At 48.6% G+C, this 18,500-nt stretch carries 18 protein-coding genes; all 18 read right to left on the reverse strand.

Annotation, left to right across the window (positions count from 1 at the left end):
- Window positions 1-15: 15 nt before the first annotated feature.
- Window positions 16-966 carry a DNA-binding protein WhiA gene (gene whiA, locus GNE05_RS17735; RefSeq protein ID WP_007407421.1) on the reverse strand — a complete coding sequence of 317 codons (951 nt, stop codon included), beginning with the start codon at window positions 964-966 and terminating at the stop codon, window positions 16-18.
- 26 nt (window positions 967-992) lie between these two features.
- Entirely contained in the window at window positions 993-1,946 is a 954-nt protein-coding gene (locus GNE05_RS17740) for a gluconeogenesis factor YvcK family protein (protein WP_014418964.1), read from the reverse strand.
- Entirely contained in the window at window positions 1,943-2,830 is an 888-nt protein-coding gene (gene rapZ / locus GNE05_RS17745) for an RNase adapter RapZ (protein ID WP_012118535.1), read from the reverse strand. Before rapZ ends, GNE05_RS17740 begins: the two co-directional genes overlap by 4 nt.
- Window positions 2,831-2,855: 25 nt before the next feature.
- The gene (locus GNE05_RS17750) at window positions 2,856-3,323 is read right to left on the reverse strand and encodes an 8-oxo-dGTP diphosphatase (RefSeq protein WP_003151491.1); all 468 of its coding nucleotides are present in this window, start codon (window positions 3,321-3,323) and stop codon (window positions 2,856-2,858) included.
- A gap of 273 nt (window positions 3,324-3,596) precedes the next feature.
- Window positions 3,597-4,547, reverse strand: a complete 951-nt coding sequence (gene trxB / locus GNE05_RS17755) for a thioredoxin-disulfide reductase (RefSeq protein ID WP_007407423.1) — start codon at window positions 4,545-4,547, stop codon at window positions 3,597-3,599.
- 206 nt (window positions 4,548-4,753) lie between these two features.
- Window positions 4,754-6,166: a peptidoglycan DL-endopeptidase CwlO gene (locus tag GNE05_RS17760; RefSeq protein WP_029325813.1), complete on the reverse strand. Its 1,413-nt coding sequence runs from the start codon at window positions 6,164-6,166 to the stop codon at window positions 4,754-4,756.
- Window positions 6,167-6,562: 396 nt separating this feature from the next.
- Entirely contained in the window at window positions 6,563-8,017 is a 1,455-nt protein-coding gene (locus tag GNE05_RS17765; protein ID WP_160183043.1) for a tetratricopeptide repeat protein, read from the reverse strand.
- A 115-nt stretch (window positions 8,018-8,132) separates the two neighbouring features.
- The gene (locus tag GNE05_RS17770; protein ID WP_007614006.1) at window positions 8,133-9,194 is read right to left on the reverse strand and encodes a sensor histidine kinase; all 1,062 of its coding nucleotides are present in this window, start codon (window positions 9,192-9,194) and stop codon (window positions 8,133-8,135) included.
- Window positions 9,191-9,868, reverse strand: a complete 678-nt coding sequence (locus GNE05_RS17775; RefSeq protein WP_160183044.1) for a response regulator transcription factor — start codon at window positions 9,866-9,868, stop codon at window positions 9,191-9,193. Before GNE05_RS17775 ends, GNE05_RS17770 begins: the two co-directional genes overlap by 4 nt.
- Before the next feature lie 201 nt (window positions 9,869-10,069).
- Window positions 10,070-11,839, reverse strand: coding sequence for an ABC transporter ATP-binding protein (locus GNE05_RS17780; RefSeq protein WP_012118541.1), 1,770 nt, complete (start codon window positions 11,837-11,839; stop codon window positions 10,070-10,072).
- A gap of 211 nt (window positions 11,840-12,050) precedes the next feature.
- Window positions 12,051-12,671: a bifunctional phosphoribosyl-AMP cyclohydrolase/phosphoribosyl-ATP diphosphatase HisIE gene (gene hisIE, locus GNE05_RS17785; protein ID WP_007407429.1), complete on the reverse strand. Its 621-nt coding sequence runs from the start codon at window positions 12,669-12,671 to the stop codon at window positions 12,051-12,053.
- Window positions 12,668-13,426 carry an imidazole glycerol phosphate synthase subunit HisF gene (gene hisF, locus GNE05_RS17790; RefSeq protein ID WP_160183045.1) on the reverse strand — a complete coding sequence of 253 codons (759 nt, stop codon included), beginning with the start codon at window positions 13,424-13,426 and terminating at the stop codon, window positions 12,668-12,670. Before hisF ends, hisIE begins: the two co-directional genes overlap by 4 nt.
- A complete protein-coding gene (hisA, locus tag GNE05_RS17795) occupies window positions 13,423-14,160 on the reverse strand; it encodes a 1-(5-phosphoribosyl)-5-[(5-phosphoribosylamino)methylideneamino]imidazole-4-carboxamide isomerase (protein WP_015418302.1) in 738 nt (245 codons plus the stop codon). The genes hisF and hisA overlap by 4 nt, the downstream gene beginning before the upstream one ends.
- A complete protein-coding gene (hisH, locus tag GNE05_RS17800) occupies window positions 14,157-14,795 on the reverse strand; it encodes an imidazole glycerol phosphate synthase subunit HisH (RefSeq protein WP_160183046.1) in 639 nt (212 codons plus the stop codon). The genes hisA and hisH overlap by 4 nt, the downstream gene beginning before the upstream one ends.
- On the reverse strand, window positions 14,796-15,380 hold the full coding sequence (gene hisB / locus GNE05_RS17805) for an imidazoleglycerol-phosphate dehydratase HisB (protein ID WP_007614023.1): 585 nt from the start codon (window positions 15,378-15,380) through the stop codon (window positions 14,796-14,798).
- Complete coding sequence (gene hisD, locus GNE05_RS17810) at window positions 15,346-16,659, reverse strand: histidinol dehydrogenase (protein WP_160183047.1); 1,314 nt, start codon at window positions 16,657-16,659, stop codon at window positions 15,346-15,348. The genes hisB and hisD overlap by 35 nt, the downstream gene beginning before the upstream one ends.
- Window positions 16,656-17,297, reverse strand: coding sequence for an ATP phosphoribosyltransferase (gene hisG, locus GNE05_RS17815; RefSeq protein ID WP_012118547.1), 642 nt, complete (start codon window positions 17,295-17,297; stop codon window positions 16,656-16,658). Before hisG ends, hisD begins: the two co-directional genes overlap by 4 nt.
- Complete coding sequence (locus GNE05_RS17820; protein ID WP_007407436.1) at window positions 17,290-18,462, reverse strand: ATP phosphoribosyltransferase regulatory subunit; 1,173 nt, start codon at window positions 18,460-18,462, stop codon at window positions 17,290-17,292. Before GNE05_RS17820 ends, hisG begins: the two co-directional genes overlap by 8 nt.
- Window positions 18,463-18,500 lie beyond the last annotated feature (38 nt).

Raw genomic sequence — 18,500 nt, forward strand, 5'->3', positions numbered from 1 at the left:
CCCTTTTCTGTACGGTTATTTCAAAGTGATGCTTTGTCCTGTACGCAGCTGTTCTGCGATTTCATCGAGCTTTCTCAGCCTGTGATTGATGCCGGATTTGCTGATTTTCCCGCTTGCAACCATTTCCCCCAGTTCTTTCAGCGTGACCTCCTGATAATCAATCCGCAGCTGCGCAATTTCGCGAAGCTTTTCCGGCAGCGCTTCAAGACCGATCCGTTCATCAATGTATTTAATATTTTCCACCTGTCTGAGCGAAGCACCGATGGTTTTGTTTAAGTTTGCTGTTTCACAATTGACGAGGCGGTTCACTGAGTTTCTCATATCTCTGACAATCCGCACATCTTCAAAACGCAGCAGTGAATTGTGAGCGCCGATGACATTCAGAAATTCAGTGATTTTTTCCGCCTCTTTTAAATACGTAATATAGCCTTTTTTCCGTTCAAGCGTTTTGCTGTTCAGATGAAATTCATTCAGCAGCGCGCATAATGAATCGTTATGTTCCTTATAAAGCGAGAAGATTTCCAAGTGGTACGACGATGTTTCGGGATTATTCACAGATCCCCCCGCCAAAAACGCCCCTCTCATATAAGAACGTTTGCAGCAGCGTTTCGCCACCAGTTCCTCAGAAATATTCCGTTCAAATACAAAGTTCTCTCCGAGGATTTTCAATTCCTCTAAAATCAGCTTTGCATTTTCAGAAAAGCGCACAATATAAACATTATTTTTTTTCAGCCGCATTTTTTTTCTGACTAACAGTTCGACCGATACATCATATTGTTTCTTCAGCAATGTATAAATGCGGCGGGCAATCGCCGCATTTTCGGTTTGAACGTCAAGCACGAGATGGCGGTTTGAAAATGACAGGGAACCGTTCATCCGAATCAGCGCGGACAGCTCCGCCTTGGCGCAGCAGTCCTTCACTTCCAGATTCGTCAGTTCTTTTTTTGTTTCCGATGCAAATGACATATTAGCCACCTCATTTCAAAAGGCCTCTAGTCCCTTAATAAATCGACAAGAAGAGAAGCCACTTTATGTGTATCGTGACGGATTACGCCATTTTTATACGTGATAATCTGATCCCTGATGACCTCAAGCCCCATGGATTTCAGCTTTTCAATATTGAAGTCGACGGGCCGGGCCAGCTCTTTCGCATATTTGCTTTTGATTTCGTCAGGGATCTCCTCATTGTTGATTAAGATCGTGTCGATAAACGGCTGCTCCATATGATCGTTCAGCGCCTTGACATGGTCGGCCGCGCTGTATTGCAGCGTCTCGCCGGGCTGTGTCATGACGTTGCATATATATACTTTTTTGGCCGCAGCCTTGACGACTTCTTCTCCGATTTTCGGCACGAGCAGATTCGGAAGAATGCTTGTGTACAGGCTTCCCGGACCGATAATGATTAAATCGGCCTGACGGATGACGTCAATCGTTTCCGGGAGCGGATCAATTTTTTCAGGCGTAAGAAACACCCGTTTAATCCGCTGGCCGTAAGAAGGGATTGTCGATTCTCCGGAGACGACCTGCCCGTCCTCCATTTCAGCGTGAAGAACGACACTGGTGTTGGCAGCCGGCAGCACTCTGCCGCGGACATTCAGCACCTTGCTCATTTCGGTGACAGCGTGAAAGAAATCACCGGTTATATTTGTCATCGCTGCCAAAATCAAATTGCCGAGCGAATGTCCGGTTAAGTCGCTTCCTTTGTTGAAACGGTGCTGAAACAGATTTTCAACGAGCGGCTCAACATCTGACAAAGCGGCCAGTACGTTACGGATGTCACCCGGCGGCGGAATTTGAAGTTCATCCCGCAGACGGCCTGAACTTCCGCCGTCATCAGCAACTGTCACAATCGCCGTAATATCAACGGGCTTATGCTTTAACCCCCGAAGCAGCACGGACAGACCCGTTCCGCCGCCGAAGATTGCGATTTTCGGCTTCTTATTCATTTCCGGCTTCTCTTTTCAATGTCCCGGTGAGTGACATGAGTATAGAAATCTTTTTTAAAATAGTCAGCCAAATACTCAGCGAGCGTGACGGAGCGGTGCTGGCCGCCCGTACAGCCGATCGCGATGACAAGCTGGCTTTTACCTTCCCGCTTATAAGACGGAAGCATAAAGCCGAGCAGATCAACAAGCTTTTCAATAAACTTTTGTGTTTCGTTCCACTTCATCACATAGGATGACACTTCCTCATCTTTCCCCGTAAGCGGCCTCATGCTTTCAATGTAGAACGGATTCGGCAGAAACCTTACATCAAACACGAGGTCGGCATCTATCGGAAGCCCGTATTTGAACCCGAATGACATTACGTTCACTGTAAATGTTTCACCTTGGTTCGTGGCGAAATGCGCCACGATTTTTTCACGCAGATCACGCGGTTTCATATCCGATGTGTCATAGATCAGCTGAGAGCGCCCTTTCAATTCTTCAAGCAGCTGGCGTTCCAGCGCGATTCCTTCGAGAGGAAGCCCGGTAGCGGCCAGCGGGTGAGAACGCCTCGTTTCTTTGTATCTCGTCACAAGAATGGAATCCTTAGCGTCTAAAAAGAGAATGCGCGGTGTAATCCACGGATTTTCCGCCATTTCATCCAGCGCCTCAATCAGCCTGTCAAAAAATTCGCGTCCCCGCAGATCCATGACAAGCGCGACCTTGCTCATTTTTGAACTTGATTCTTTCATCAGCTCCAAAAATTTCGGCAGCAAGGAAGGCGGCAGATTGTCGACGCAAAAATAGCCGAGATCCTCAAAGCTTTGAATGGCGACGGTTTTCCCCGCTCCGGACATTCCCGTAATGATGACGAGCTGAATATCATGGTTTTCATTCATACTCATCTTTCTCCCCCCTGCGGTCTTTCTTTTATTTGATAAGCTGCGGATCTAAACGATAACTGAGCAGCTCGAAGTCCGGCGTATACGTAAAGGTGCCGTGCAAAAGCCCTTGGCCCTTGATCATAAAATCAAGGATATGCCCGTCTCCGGGGGCCATCGGAAGGCTGTGGATATCTTTTACGTCATGCCACTTCAGAACGCCTTCCTCTGATTCAGCGACATTCCGCCCCGTGTACGAGTCGGCGACGAAAGTAAACATCATCCACTCTGACACGATTTGTTCCTGTTCCTTAATAATAAAGGTAAACACGCCTTTTAACTGCGGATTTAGTATATAAATGCCCGTCTCTTCTCTGTACTCTCTGATGACGGAATCTCTGACGGATTCGCCGCTTTCCATCTTCCCGCCGGGCGCGACCCACCAGCCCCGTCTCGGCTTTTGGAGAAGGAGAACCTGATCATCTGTCTGCAGCACACAATTTGTCACTCTTTGCACAAGTACGTCACCTAACCTTCTCAACAAATCATCGTCTCTTCATTATACCGTTTCGGCATGTCTCTCACAATGCAGAGACACCGACATCCTTTTCTTTTATTTGACAGAAAACAGAAAATCGCAAAAAAAGGGCACGGATATTGGAATCCGTGCCAAAGTGTATTCATTAAAAAGGGGGTCAATTACTACATTCATCTTAAAACATCAGTATTTCACCCGTGTTACAGCGTAATTAAAACACAGTAACGATTCAAAAACTGAACATTACAGTGATTATTTAACGGTTTTGAGCGTTTCCTCAAGCTCTTCCACATAATGCTGAACGCTTTGAGCCGCAATACTTCCGTCGCCTGTCGCCGTTACGATCTGGCGGAGCGTTTTTTCACGGATGTCTCCCGCGGCGAAAATGCCCGGAACTTTTGTCTCCATTTGAGCATTTGTTTCAATGTAGCCTTCTTCATTTGTGATGCCCAAGTTTTCGAACGGTTTAGAAAGCGGAAGCATACCGATATAAATAAAGACACCGTCAGCTTTGAATTCTTCTTCTTCTCCCGTCACGGTATCCACAAGAGTAAGTCTGCCGACTTTTCCGTTTTCCTCATGGATTTCTTTTACGGTTTTGTTCCATTTGAAGTCAATTTTCTCATTGTCAAAAGCACGCGCCTGAAGAATGCTTTGCGCCCGCAATTTGTCACGTCTGTGAACGATGGTGACTTTTGAAGCGAAGCGTGTCAGATAGACGCCTTCTTCAACGGCGGAGTCTCCGCCGCCGACAACGACAAGCTCTTTATTCTTAAAGAACGCGCCGTCACAAACCGCGCAGTACGATACGCCGCGGCCGCCCAGTTCTTTTTCGCCGGGAACGCCGATCTTTTTGTATTCCGCTCCGGCAGAAATGACGATGGCGCGCGCTTTATATTCTTTTGAACCGGCTTTGACCGTTTTATATTCTTTGCCGTCAACGATTTCTTTAATATCGCCGTACGCATATTCCGCACCGAATTTTTTCGCATGTTCAAACATTTTATTAGAAAGTTCAGGGCCGAGAATGCTTTCAAAACCCGGATAGTTTTCAACATCCTCCGTGTTGGCCATCTGGCCGCCCGGAATTCCTCTTTCGATCATTAATGTGGATAAGTTCGCTCGTGATGTGTAAACAGCAGCGGTCATCCCCGCCGGACCCGCGCCGATAATGATCACATCATAAATTTTTTCTTCTGACACCATGATTCACTCCTTTTCGAAATGGGGCGCACCCTATATGACTAAGAATCCCCATCAATCGTATTCCTTACCCATATCCTATTAAATCTGAGGGCAATTCGCTATTTTTTTGCTCATTTTTCTGAAAAACCGTGATTAGACAGCTCCTGAGCGGGTATACAAATAAAGAAAGAGCCTTCCGGGATAGAAGGCCCTTGTCTTATTCATTATTGCACGACACGTCTTACATTGCCGTTGAATGCTTTCTTCCAGTAAGGATTGCTCATAGAATCAATGGATACACCGTGTGATGTATTATCGTTCAGGAACGTTCCGTTACCTAAGTAGATGCCGACGTGGCCGTTTGTTTTATACGTATTGAAGAATACTAAGTCTCCGCGTTTCATGTCAGACGCGCTTACTGCTTTACCTCTTCCGATTAATGTATCTGTGTTTGTGCCGCTTGCAGGTCCGAGGTTAACGCCTGCGTTAGCATAAGCCCAGCGTACGAATGAAGAGCAGTCAAAAATACGGTTGTTAATATCAGATTGAGTGCGTCCGCCGCCGAATTTGTACGGGGATTGACCCACAAGGCTTGAACCTACGCTGATCGCGCCTTCAATACCGCCTGAATTTGAAATAACAGATCCGCCGTCAGAATCATCTGAACCGCCGCTGTTATGAGATGATCCGCCTGAAGTGCTCTTCGGTTTGCTTGAGCTGTCAGATGAATCAGATGATGTTGAAACAGCCGCTTTTTTCACAGTTTTAACCGCCGGTGCCGGCTGGCTGTCATCTTTTTGGTTTTGGTCTTCAGAAGCTTTTTGCGCTTCTTCCTGTTTTTTGATCAGGGCAGCCGCTGCAGCCTGCTCAGCTTTAATGCGCTTCTGTTCTTTTTCAGTGTCAGCTTTTTCGTTTGCAAGCTTTGATGCTTCTTTTTTCAGATCAGAGATAGCGGAAGCCGCTTTTTTCTGTCCGTTTTTCGCTTCGTCAAACAGCTTGTCTTTCTGATCAAGCTGTTTGTTCAGGTCTTTTTGCATAGACTCGAGTTTCGCAAGATCATCTTGAACTTTTTTCAGCTTCACGTTAAGTTCAGCTTCTGCGTCTTCGAGTTTCGCTTTATCCTGCTCCTGCTGTTTGATCAGCTCTTTATCCGCATCAACGATAGAAGATACCGCAGTCGCACGGGAAATGAAGTCTCCGAAGCTTGTCGCCCCTAAAAGAACATCTATGTATCCTTGAGAACCGCCGTTTTCCTGTAAAGAACGAACGCGTTTTTTCAGGATTTCATTGCGTTTTTCAATACGCGCTTCTGTTTCTTTGATTTCTTTTTTCAAATCAGCGATCTGCTTTTTCGTTTTTTCGTTTTCAGCTTTTTTATCTTCGATTTTATTGCTTGTATCCAACGCTTTAGCGTTAATGTCTTTCAGTTCTTTTTCAATTTTAGCCTGCTTGTCCTGAAGCTTAGACAATTCTCTTTCTTTTGCTTCAAGGCTTGAAGCCACCTCAGATTGCTTGCTTTCAATTTTCGCTTTTTTGTTGTCTAATGTTTCCGCCGATGCAGTTTTTGTAAACGGGATCAAAAAACTGCTTGTCCCGATGACGGAAGCCAAACCAAGTGTTAATAAACTCTTTTTCACTTTTTCTTTCCTCCCTTTTACTTTAAACCTGTTCTCATTTGGAATTCTATTATGAACATCAAAGTTACGCTCCCTCACAAACCCGTGAGGCTGATGATTTTTATGTATGAATCTTTAAATCTTTTAAATTGGTATAGATTATACAGCACATGTAAAATAAACTAATCTCTTATGTACGAGACTCATTATACCATCATGTTTCGACAATTTTTATTACAGTTATATTTCAATGTGATTGCAAATCTCATATTTTGCAAAATAAACGGTGATTACGGCCTGATTTCGATTCGAAAAGCAAAAAAATACGTATGAATACCTCTTTTTTCGGCGGTAAAGTTCTGTTTTGCCCCTTTCTGATAAAAAAAGAACCGACTCTTTATATAGAAAGAATCGGTTTTATTCTAAAATATCATCTATTTGTCTGATGTATTTCGAAAGTGTTGCCGGGGTTATACCGTAAACGGCGGCCGTTTCTTTTTTCGTCGTTTTTTCGCCGTTTGCTTCTTTCCATACATATGCGATGGCTGCGGCCCATGCCCGCTCATTCTGTACGGCTGCGGCGGCGCGGATGTGCTGAATGACGTGAAAAACCCAGCAGCTCATGACGTCAGTTTTTAAACTGTCGGCTTCCGCTTTCTCCAGCAGCTTGACCGTCCGATACGTGAACAGCGCATCACCGGAGACGCCTGAAGCGCCTTTTTCACCGGAAAGCAGCAGTTTGACGAAATCTTGTTCAAACGGTGAAACGGCGCGTTTTGCCGTCAGAACTTTTTCAAGCTGGTTCCGCTCTCCTTCAGCGCTGCTGATATAATAGGCGGCAAGCCGCTGTTCAAGTGAAGCAGGCAGCGGTTCCTGCCGCTCCGCCCAAGGCGCAGGCCGATCTGATTCGGGAAATTCGGCTTCGGCCTTTTTCCAAATGGTTTCCGCAAATTCTGTGCGGCCTGTCCCGTAGGCTGAGGCGGCCAGCCAGTAATAAAACGTTTCGTCGCCTTCGAATCCGCTTTTGTAAAGAGAACGGAGCCATTTATAACCGAGATCATGTCTGCCGACAAGCGCAAGCGTCGCCCCCAGCTTATAGCGCTGTTCGAATAAAATCGGATACACATTGGCGAGTCTTCCGCTCAATTCTCCGACTTTTTCATTTTCCCTCTCGTAATAGCAGAATACAAGGAGGTTGCACAGGGCATGGAGATTGCCTTCATTTTTCTCAAGCACTTCGAATACCGTTTGTTTCGCTTTTGTGACATTGCCTGAGTAAAAGTAAGCGAGCGCCAGGTTGTTGTATGCAGACCAAAGCTCGGGGTAATCGGCCGTAATCTCTTCAAGCATGACAACCGCTTCATGAAGCTGGCCGCTCTCAAGAAGCGCTTTTGCCCGATCCTGCCTGATCAGCAGCTCATCCTGGTCATAGAGCGATTCGTTTTCACCCGCTTCACCGAAATCCAAAAGCTCCATCAGATTTTCAATTTCTTCGCTGAATTCCCCGTCCGGATCGGCATCTGAATAAGCCGCTGCTTCTTTGTATGCTTCCTGAAAGAGCCCCAAATGCGCGAAATTATTCGCTTTAAAGTAATGACACTCGGGCATTTCTTCTTTCAGGTTCACCAAAATAAAGTCGAACAGCTCATTTGACTGCTGGTAGTGGCCCATTTCAGAATAAATGACGGCCAGCCGGGACAGCATTTCGGAATCATTCGGCTCGAGGTGGACGGCCCGCTGAATCAGTTTGCTGGCCCGCTTTAAATTCCGCTCTTTATATGCTTTTAAGCCTTTATGAAAAAAATATTGTCCATCCTGAAGCAGCTGGACAATTTGCGCGTGCTTTTTCTGTTCAGAAGTGTGTTTTCCCACAAATATCCTCCGTTTTATACGTATTACCGTCAGTAGTATACCATAAAACGGTTTCGCCTCAATAGTTCAAAAGACAGGATCGGCTTCGTTTTTTACTGGCTGGTTCGACCAGATTTTAGCTGTTTTTTTCACGAGGCTCGGCTGGAAGAATGACACGGAAAAGGGTTCCTTCGCCGCGCTTGCTCTCAACCTCTATCGAACCGCCGTGCAGCTCTGCGATTTTTTGGGCGATGGACAGGCCGAGCCCGCTTCCTCCTTCGTTTCTCGCCTTGTCCGCTTTATAAAACCGTTCAAATACACGCTCCGCCTGTTCAGGCTCCATTCCGATTCCGTCGTCGGCGATTTCGACAGCCGCCGCTCCCGGCAGATCTGCAATTTTAACGGAAATGCGGCCGCCTTCACCGGTAAATTTTACGGCATTGTGAATCAGATTCATCCATACTTGGCTGAGCAGCGCTTCATCTCCGTACACATACGACTCCTGTAAATCAATGAGAAACTCAATCTGTTTGGCGGACCATTCAGGCTCACAGGTCAATATGGTGCGCCGCAGCTGTTTGTCAATGCGGAACGGTTTTTTTTGTATCGGTTCGGTTTGGCGTTCGAGCGCAGTGAGCTTCAGCAGATTTTCACTGATTTTTGATAATCGTTCTGTTTCTGTTTCGATGATGTGTAAGTAGCGCCCCCGCTCCTCATATGATAAATCCGGTTTTTTCAGAAGGTGCGCGTAGCCCTTTAATGAAGTGAGCGGGGTTTGGATTTCATGGGAAACGTTCGAAATAAATTCTTGTTTCAGTTTTTCCATTTCACTCAGTTCCGCGGCGAGTGTCGACAGTTCATCAGCCAATTTCGTCACGGGATGGTTCCGCTCAATCTTCTCCATTTTCCGGGAAGCGGCCGCTGTGAAGTTGCCGCTCGACATTTGCTTGATCGTGGCGGTCAGCGAATCCCAGATCGCATGATGTCTTTCACGTGCTGACTTTGAAAAAATAAACATCGTTACGAACAGCAGGCCGAAAACAAGCCAAAGCGTCAGAATCTGCTCGGCGTACGGCACAAGCAAAATCGGCCATATGAGACCGAATCCCTGAACAATCAGGTGAGCCGCCAGCCATAAGAATGCGGTGACGGTGAGAAGGATGATGATTTTTCCAGCCGTTCTGAAGATCCGTTTCATCCTGTCACCACAAACCGATACCCGAGCCCCCGCACCGTATGGATGGCAAACGGATAGTCTTTTTCCGGAAACCGTTCTCTCAGCCTTTTAATATGCACATCAACGGTACGCTCGTCACCTTCATAATCAAAGCCCCAAATATCTTCTATTAATTGTTCTCTTGAAAACGTCTTATTCGGATAACCGGCGAGCTTAAATAAAAGCTCAAATTCACGCCGGGGCAATGTCAATCCCGCTCCGCCGCCGCGAGTTACGGTGCGGGATTGCTTATCTAATGTGACCGTTCCGATGGTCAGCAGTTTTTCAGCGGTGATCCGGTACCGTTTCAGCAATGCTTTGACCCTTGCTTCCAGCTCAAGCGGCTCAAACGGTTTGACGAGATAATCATCCGCTCCGGAAGTAAAACCTTGCACTTTGTCCAGCGTTTCGCCTTTTGCCGTCAGCATCAAAATCGGAATGTCCGTAAAGCTGCGGACGGCTTTACTGACTTCAAACCCGTCCATTTTCGGCATCATCACATCCAGTATGATGAGATCTATAGGTGCTGATTCGATCAGCCGCACCGCCGCTTCCCCGTCCTCCGCTTCTGCGACGTCAAAACCGCTCTGCTCCATCATAAGGCGGACAAGCTCACGGATATGGCGGTCATCATCCGCAACCAATATGACAGCCATGAAAATCCCTCCTTCTCCTTTTTTCTTTTCATGAATCGACATGATGTTTATAAACCGAATTTTTTCATTGTCTCCTGTACCGGCATACACGCTTATGGCTTGGCTCTTCATCGTTACCGACCGTACACCCGTATGAACAGGACTCCGGCTGCAAAATAAAAAGCAGCTTTTTCAGCTGCTTTTGATTCATAAAGTCTTGCTTTACACAGCTTTGTTTTCTAAGTCGGCATTCAGCTTCAGCTGCTGCTCCGCAAAATCGCGGTACAACGAATGGGATGCCATTAATTCATGGTGTGTGCCCCGTCCGGTGATTTCACCCTGTTCGACAAAGAGAAGCTGATCTGCATCCACAACCGTGGATAAACGGTGGGCAATCACAATCGTGGTGCGGCCTTTCATTAGAACTTCCAGCGCCTGCTGCACCCATTTTTCAGATTGGCTGTCCAGACTTGATGTCGCTTCATCAAGCATCAGAATGCTCGGGTTACGAAGGAGAGCTCTGGCAATGGCGATGCGCTGGCGCTGTCCTCCTGACAGCATAATTCCCCGCTCACCGACCTCGGTTTCAAATTTCTTCGGTAAGTCTTCAATAAATTGCAGGGCGTAGGCCATGTCAGCCGCTTGCCTCAGTTCCTCATCAGTCACCTCGCGTTTTAATCCGTAGCAGATATTGTCGCGGATGGTGCCTGACATTAACGGGCTTTCTTGCGACACGTAGCCGATATGCTCCCGCCATGACTCAAGGGAATACGCATCAATCGGTTCATTTCCGAGCAGGATGCTGCCCGCAGTCGGATTGTAGAATCGTTCAAGCAGCTTAAATAACGTTGTTTTTCCGCCGCCGCTCGGTCCGACGATCGCGGTGACTTTGCCGGCCTCAATCGTAGCCGTAATGTCTTTTAAGATGGTTTGATCTGTTTTGTAGCCGAATGAGACTTGTTCGAGCTTAATCGGCTGATCCGCGTTTTCAATGGCTTTTCCGGTTTGGATATCTTCTTCTTTTTCTGCAAGAATATGAATCATCCGTTCCGTTGCGCCGACGGATTTTTGAAGCTGTGTGAAAAATGAAGTGATCTGGCCCATCGGCATAATGATCTGAAACAAATACAGAATAAAGGCAACGAGTGCGCCGGCTGTCAATTCACCGGATGACACCTGCATCCCGCCGTACCCGATGACAGCGACCAGCGCCGCCATTAATACAAGTGTAATAAGCGGGCCTACGAGCGACTGCACCTTCGCTTCACGCAGCCCGAGTTTAAAGAGTGCCATGATGCCTGCTTTTCCGCGTCCGTATTCCGCTTCTTCAGCGTTTGACGCTTTTACAAGCCTGATTTCCGGGAGGATGTGGTTTAATAATCCGGTGAATCTCGCCGTTTCATCCTGTGTTTCCCGAGAAATTTTAAACATTTTCCGGCCGATCGGCACTAAAATCACCGCAGCCAGCGGCACGACGATCAGCACGAGCAATGTGAGCTTCCAGTTCATGAAAAATAAGATCGTCAGTGACCCGATAACAGAAATGATTCCGGTAATAAATCCGCTGATATTGTTTGTGATCAGCTCTTTTACCACCATTGTGTCATTGGTGACACGGCTGATCGTTTCTCCCGTGGCGTTTTTGTCAAAATAAGAGACGGGCAGTTTAATTAATTTCTGCCACAACAAATCACGCAGTCCCGAGATGATTTTCTGGCCGCTGTAGTTCAGGGCGTAGGTGGCGTAGGCGCTTAATGCGGCCTGTACGATAAACACGGCTGCGATGATTCCGATTTGCACGCCTGACAGCGACGACATGGAAAAGCCGTCAACGAGCTGCTTTGTCAACAGCGGAATCAGCAGGCTGACGAGCGTTGTCACAATACTGAGAGACAGCGCGAAGGCCAGCATACCGTATGATGGTTTTGTTTTTTTGACTAATGAAAAGAATGAGCTGAATTTCCCTTTAGGTTTTGGTTGTTTATTCGGCATATGTTTTCCTCCTATATCACTGTTTATACTATAACGGATGTGCATGAACGGAATATGAACAAAACGTATATTTTTAATAAAAACCAAAATAAACTCTATTAGTCAATATTATCAAATTCATCTGCCTCCGGTTGCGGAAATAAGGAATATTTAATTGAATGTTTAAGTTTGACAGATTAAAAACCTCACGGATCTCTCCGTGAGGTTTGTTTTACTCAGATGCTGAATGGCGTTTTGCAAGAACGTCAAGCACGTCGTCCAAAGGAAGCGACTGCTCACGCAGAAGAACGAGCAAATGATACAGCAAATCCGCCGCTTCCCATTTTAATTCTTCATGGTCGCGGTTTTTCGCGGCGATAATAACCTCTGCGGCTTCTTCGCCGACTTTTTTGAGGATTTTATCGACGCCTTCCCGAAACAGATACGTTGTGTAGGCTCCGTCAGGCATCTCCGCCTGCCGTTTGGCGATTACGCTTTCCAGTTCATTTAAGATGCCGAAACGATCCTGCGCGTCCGCTTTTTCCGGAGAAAAGCAGCTGTAGCTTCCCTTATGGCATGCGGGTCCTGAGGGCTCCGCAAGCACGACAAGAGCATCTTGATCGCAATCATAGCGGATGGCTTTCACCTTTTGGGTATTCCCCGACGTCGCTCCTTTATGCCACAGCTCCCCGCGTGAACGGCTGTAAAACCAGGTTTCTTTCGTTTCTATCGTTTTTTCGTAGGATTCACGATTCATATAAGCCAGTGTCAGTACTTCTTTGCTTGCCGCATCCTGTACGATGGCGGGAATCAGTCCGGCCTCGTCAAACCGCAGTTCATCTGCCCGTTTCATCTCACATTCACCCCGTGTTTCTTCATATAATCTTTCACTTCTTTTATAGATGTCTCTTTGTAATGGAAAATGGAAGCTGCAAGCGCGGCGTCCGCTTCACCGATCGTGAAGGCTTCAAGCATATGGCGCGCGCTGCCGGCTCCCCCTGACGCAATGACGGGCACCGGGACGGCACGTGTGACAAGCTGTGTGAGCGTATGATTAAAGCCTGTTTTCTCACCGTCTGCGTCCATGCTTGTCAGCAGGATTTCACCCGCTCCCCGGCTGACGGCTTCTTTTGCCCAGGTCGTGACTTCCCACTCGGTTTTCTGTCTGCCGCCGTGTGTGTACACTTTATAGCAATCCGAATCTTCGTCATACTTTGCGTCAATCGCCGCTACGATGCATTGCGAGCCGAAAAAATCCGCTCCTTCCGTAATCAGCTCGGGGCGGAGAACGGCCGCTGTATTAACGGATACTTTATCAGCGCCGGCGCGAAGCATTCGTTTCATATCGCTTAATTGATTAATTCCGCCGCCGACTGTAAACGGAATCGCCAGTTTTGCCGCAACCTGTTCTACGACGTCCGTCATCGTCTTGCGGCCTTCGTGAGAGGCGGAAATGTCGAGAAAAACAAGTTCGTCAGCGCCCTCCCTGTCGTAAGCTTCGGCCAGCTCGACAGGATCGCCCGCATCTTTCAGCCCGAGAAATTGAATGCCTTTGACGACGCGGCCTTCTTTCACATCGAGACACGGAATGATTCGTTTCGTGATCATGCGTCCTTCACCCCGCTGAGCGCTTCGGCCAATGTAAATTGTTTTGTATACAGCGCTTTTCCGATAATCGCTCCCGATACGCCGGCGTCTTTGAAGCGGGCCAGTGCTTTGAGGTCGGCGACTGAGCTGACTCCGCCTGAAGCGATGACGGTTTTTCCCGTTGCTTTTGCGAGCTGAACGGTGCTTTCGATGTTCGGTCCTGACAGCATGCCGTCAGTTGCAATATCCGTGAAAATGAAGGTTTCCGCCCCTTCGGCCGCCAATTCACGGCCCAGATCGGCCGCCCTTACCGAGGATGTTTCCAGCCAGCCTTCCGTCGAGACATATCCGTTCCTTGCATCAAGACCGATCGCGATTTTGCCGCCGTATTGTTTCAGCATGCTCTTCACAAATGCCGGATCGGAAACAGCCGAGCTGCCGAGAATAACGCGATCAACACCTTGTGATAAATAACCGTACACATCCGCTTCAGAACGGATCCCGCCGCCGATCTCGACTTTGACATCAAGCTGCCGCGCGATGTCAAGAACATGCCTGTCGTTTACTTTCCTGCCTGCTTTCGCGCCGTCAAGATCCACGAGATGAATCCATTCGGCGCCTTCGTTTGCAAATTGCGCCGCCATGTCTAAAGGAGAGTCACCGTATATCGTTTCCTTGCCGTAATCGCCTTGGATGAGGCGGACGCATTTGCCGTTTCTCATATCGATTGCCGGATATAATGTAAAAGCGTTCATTTCTTCACCTTCTGTTCCGCTGCCATTTTTGTAAATTGCGTTAAGATCGACATTCCGGCCGTACCGCTTTTTTCCGGGTGAAACTGTGCACCGAAGACATTGCGTTTCCCGACGACGGCCGGAACACGAACGCCGTACTCAGCGCTTGCCAGAAGATCGCCGTCTTCCATCCCGTCTATATAATAGGAATGGACAAAGTAAACGAAGCCTTCTTCCGCTTCCGAAAGCAAAGGAGACGTTTGGTGAAACGTCAGCCGGTTCCAGCCCATATGCGGCACCTTCAGCTTGTTTCCTTCGGCATCTCTGTCTTTGAGTCTCACAGCTTTTCCGGCTAATAAACCGAGTCCTTTTGCAGAGCCGTTTTCGGTGCTTTCTTCGAAAATGAGCTGCATGCCGAGGCAGATGCCGAGGAACAGCTTCCCCTCGTCAACCATACGGTGTATGAATTGATCAAGCTTCGCGCTGCGTAAATTGTCCATGGCGTCACTGAATGATCCGACACCGGGGAGAATAAAAGCATCCGCTTTTTCAAGCTCTTCCGGCCGGTCTGATACGACATACGGGACACCGACGCGTTCCAGCGCCTTCGACACGCTGAATAAATTGCCCATACCGTAATCAATTACACCGATCATTTACAGCATTCCTTTCGTAGACGGCACACCCTTGACACGCGGATCAATGGATGACGCTTCGTCCAGCGCTCTGCCAAGCGCCTTAAACACGGCTTCTATCATATGATGCGTATTCGTGCCGTAATGAACGATGACGTGCAGATTCATTCTCGCTTCCAGCGCCAGTTTCCATAAGAATTCATGTACCAGCTCAGTATCAAACGTTCCGACTTTCGCTTGCGGAAATGCAGCGCGCATCTCAAGGTGCGGCCGGTTGCTCAGGTCTACGGCGACTTGGGCGAGCGCTTCGTCCATCGGTACCAGCGCTGATCCGTACCGTTTGATCCCTTTTTTATCACCGAGCGCCTCCAAAAAAGCCTGCCCTAAGCAGATGCCGATGTCTTCAGTCGTGTGGTGATCATCTATCTCCGTATCGCCTTTTGCGTCAACAGTTAAATTGAATTGCCCGTGCTTTGTGAACAAATCAAGCATATGAGTCATAAACGGCACATCCGTGCTGATGTCGGCTTTTCCTTCTCCGTCTATTTCGAAAGCCAGCTTAATATCGGTCTCATTTGTTGTTCTGGCGCGTTCCGCTTTTCTCATCGGTCATTCCTCCGTTTCTCGCTTCAATCGATCTTGCGTGCGCTTCAAGCCCTTCCAGTCTCGCGAAGGCGGAAATGCTGTCCGCGTGCGTTTCAAATGCCTTCCGGCTGTATGAGATGATGCTCGATTTCTTTTGAAAATCTGTTACATTCAACGGGCTTGAAAACCGCGCCGTTCCGTTTGTCGGCAAAACGTGATTCGGTCCGGCAAAATAATCGCCGACCGGTTCAGCGCTGTATCGCCCTAAGAAAATCGCCCCCGCGTGTCTGATGCTTCCAAGCAAAGCCTCCGGCGAATGCGTCATGATTTCTAAATGCTCGGGCGCCAGCGCATTCACCGTGTCCACTGCATCTTCCATCGATTCCGCGATATAAATGCGGCCGTGATCCTTGATCGACGCTTCGGCGATTTCTTTGCGCGGCAGCGTCTGAAGCTGTTTATCCACCTCATCTGATACGGCTTCGGCAAGCTTCCGTGAGTCGGTGACAAGCACGCTTGAGCTGAGCGTATCGTGTTCGGCCTGTGAAAGCAGGTCAGCAGCGACTTCTTTGGGCACCGCCGTATCGTCTGCCAGGACCACGATTTCACTGGGCCCGGCAATCATGTCAATATCCACAACGCCGAAGACTTCGCGCTTCGCGAGTGCTACAAATATATTGCCGGGGCCCGTGATCTTATCAACAGGCTGTATCGTTTCGGTTCCGTAAGCGAGCGCGGCAATCGCCTGCGCGCCTCCCGCTTTGTAAATTTCCTTTATGCCGAGCTCAGACGCCGCCGCCAGAACGCCCGGCGAAAGGCGGCCGTCTTTTCCCGGAGGACTGACGAGAACGATCCGTTCCACTCCCGCAGCGAGAGCGGGGATGACATTCATTAAAACGGAAGACGGATAAGCGGCCGTCCCGCCCGGCACGTATACGCCCGCGGAATCGAGCGCCGTTATTTTCTGCCCGAGCATCGAGCCGTCTTTGCGATGGTAAAACCACGAGGATTGCAGCTGACGTTCGTGATATTCTTTAATATTGGCAATCGCCTGTCTGATCACTTCCAGCAGCTGATCATCAAGCAGACGGTACGCCTCGATGACTTCCTCTGCACTCACGGCCATTTGGTTCAGGCTGATGCCGTCAAATGTTTTTGTATAGGCCAAAACGGCTTTGTCACCGTTTTGTCTGACGTCTTCAATAATCCCCCTGACGGTTTTCCGCTGCTCTTCGGTTCCGCTGTCGATGGAACGCTTCAGTGAGAACCGCTCGCTTCTTTTTACTGCGGTTATTTTCATTGTGCCGTTTCTCCTTCCACGACCCTGGCCAGCCTGGCCGCCATTTCGTCGATTACATCATCCTTCATGCGGTAGCTGACCGGATTGACGATAAAACGCGATGTGATGTCACAAATATGTTCTGATTCAACGAGACCGTTTTCCTTTAATGTCCGCCCGGTTGATACGATATCTACGATTCTGTCAGCAAGCCCGATTAAAGGCGCCAATTCAATCGAACCGTTCAGCTTAATGATTTCCACCTGCTCGCCCTGCTCTCTGAAATAACTTGACGCAACATTCGGATATTTCGTCGCAATCCTCGGGGCGACTCCGTTCCAATCCGCTCCGGGAAGCCCCGCAACGGCGAGATGGCATTTGCTGATTTTCAGATCGAGCACCTCATACACGTCACGCTCTTCCTCAAGCATGACATCCTTTCCGGCAATACCGGCATCAGCGACGCCATGCTCGACATAAGTCGTGACATCCATCGGCTTTGCCAGAATAAAGCGGAGATTTTCTTCAGGAACGTCAATGATCAGCTTTCTCGATTCTTCAAACTCCTCGGGCAGCCTGTACCCGGCCTGCCGCAGCAACCCGGCCGCTTCTTCGAATATCCGTCCTTTTGGCATTGCCATTGTGAGTACCTTACCCATTCTGCTCTTCCTTTCTGGCACCGATAAAGTATGTGACGTTTGCGAATGATTTTGTCATATGATCGATATTTTCAATGCCCGCCAGATCCTGCAGGACGACTTTTCTGCCTCTCGCCCTTTCTTCCTCCGCGAATAAAATGGCCTGCGCCCGCTGCTCCTTGCTGAAAATCACGGCGTCCGCTTCACTAGTTTCTTCCTGGATGCCGAGCGCTTCAATCAGCCTGTCGATACGGAGCCCGAAACCCGTGGCGGGAGCGGGACTGCCGAAATGGCCGAGAAGATTGTTATAGCGTCCGCCGCTTCCGATGACAAAACCGACATTTGCCGCATACACTTCGAATAAAATTCCCGTGTAATAACTCATATGGCTTACCATATTCAGATCAAGGCGAATATGCTCGGCACATCCGTAATCCTCAAGAATGTCCCACAGGTCTTCCAGCTCCTGAATCAAGCTTTGTCCAGAGATGCCGATGATCTCCTCCGCTTTGGCGCAGATCTCTTTCCCGCCTCGCAATTCCAGAAGTGCGAGCAGCCGGCTTTTGTCTATTGAAGAGAGCGGAAGCGATTTGACATGTTCCCTGTATCCCACGTAATTCTTTTCAAAGAGAAAGCGCCGCAGAACATCCGCCCGCTCAGCATTGCCCAGAACCTCGACAAACAGCTCATCAGCGAGTCCGGCATGGCCGATCGCGATTTTAAACCGGTGCAATCCCGCGTTTTTCAAAGCGCCGGCCGCCAGCGCAATCACCTCGGCGTCCGCGCTTGTTGATCCGTCGCCGATCAGCTCCGCGCCGACCTGTTCGAATTCGGCCGGACGTCCGCCTTCCCGCTCTTGAGCGCGGTAGACGCTTGCCGCGTACCCCGCTCTGAGCGGATGATTGTGTTTGTGCAGCTTAGACGCCGCCACCCTGGCAATCGGTCCGGTCATGTCAGGCCGAAGCACAAGCGTTTTTCCGTCCTGATCGAGAAGCTTAAACAGCTGCTGTTCTTCAATGGCTGACTGGACGCCTACTGTTTCATAAAATTCAAGGGTCGGCGTCTCCATAAACTGATAACCCCATTTATCAATTAAATCCGTCAGTGTGGAACGGACTTTTTTCTTGGCTTCGTATAAACCGGGCAGCGTATCTCTCATGCCATGCGGTTTCTCAAACATAAACATTTGCCTTTTACACCTCCGCTTTGTCTGAAGGAAAATTC

Origin of the sequence: Bacillus sp. AM1(2019) (genome assembly GCF_009906915.1) — a bacterium.
GTDB lineage: Bacteria > Bacillota > Bacilli > Bacillales > Bacillaceae > Bacillus > Bacillus velezensis.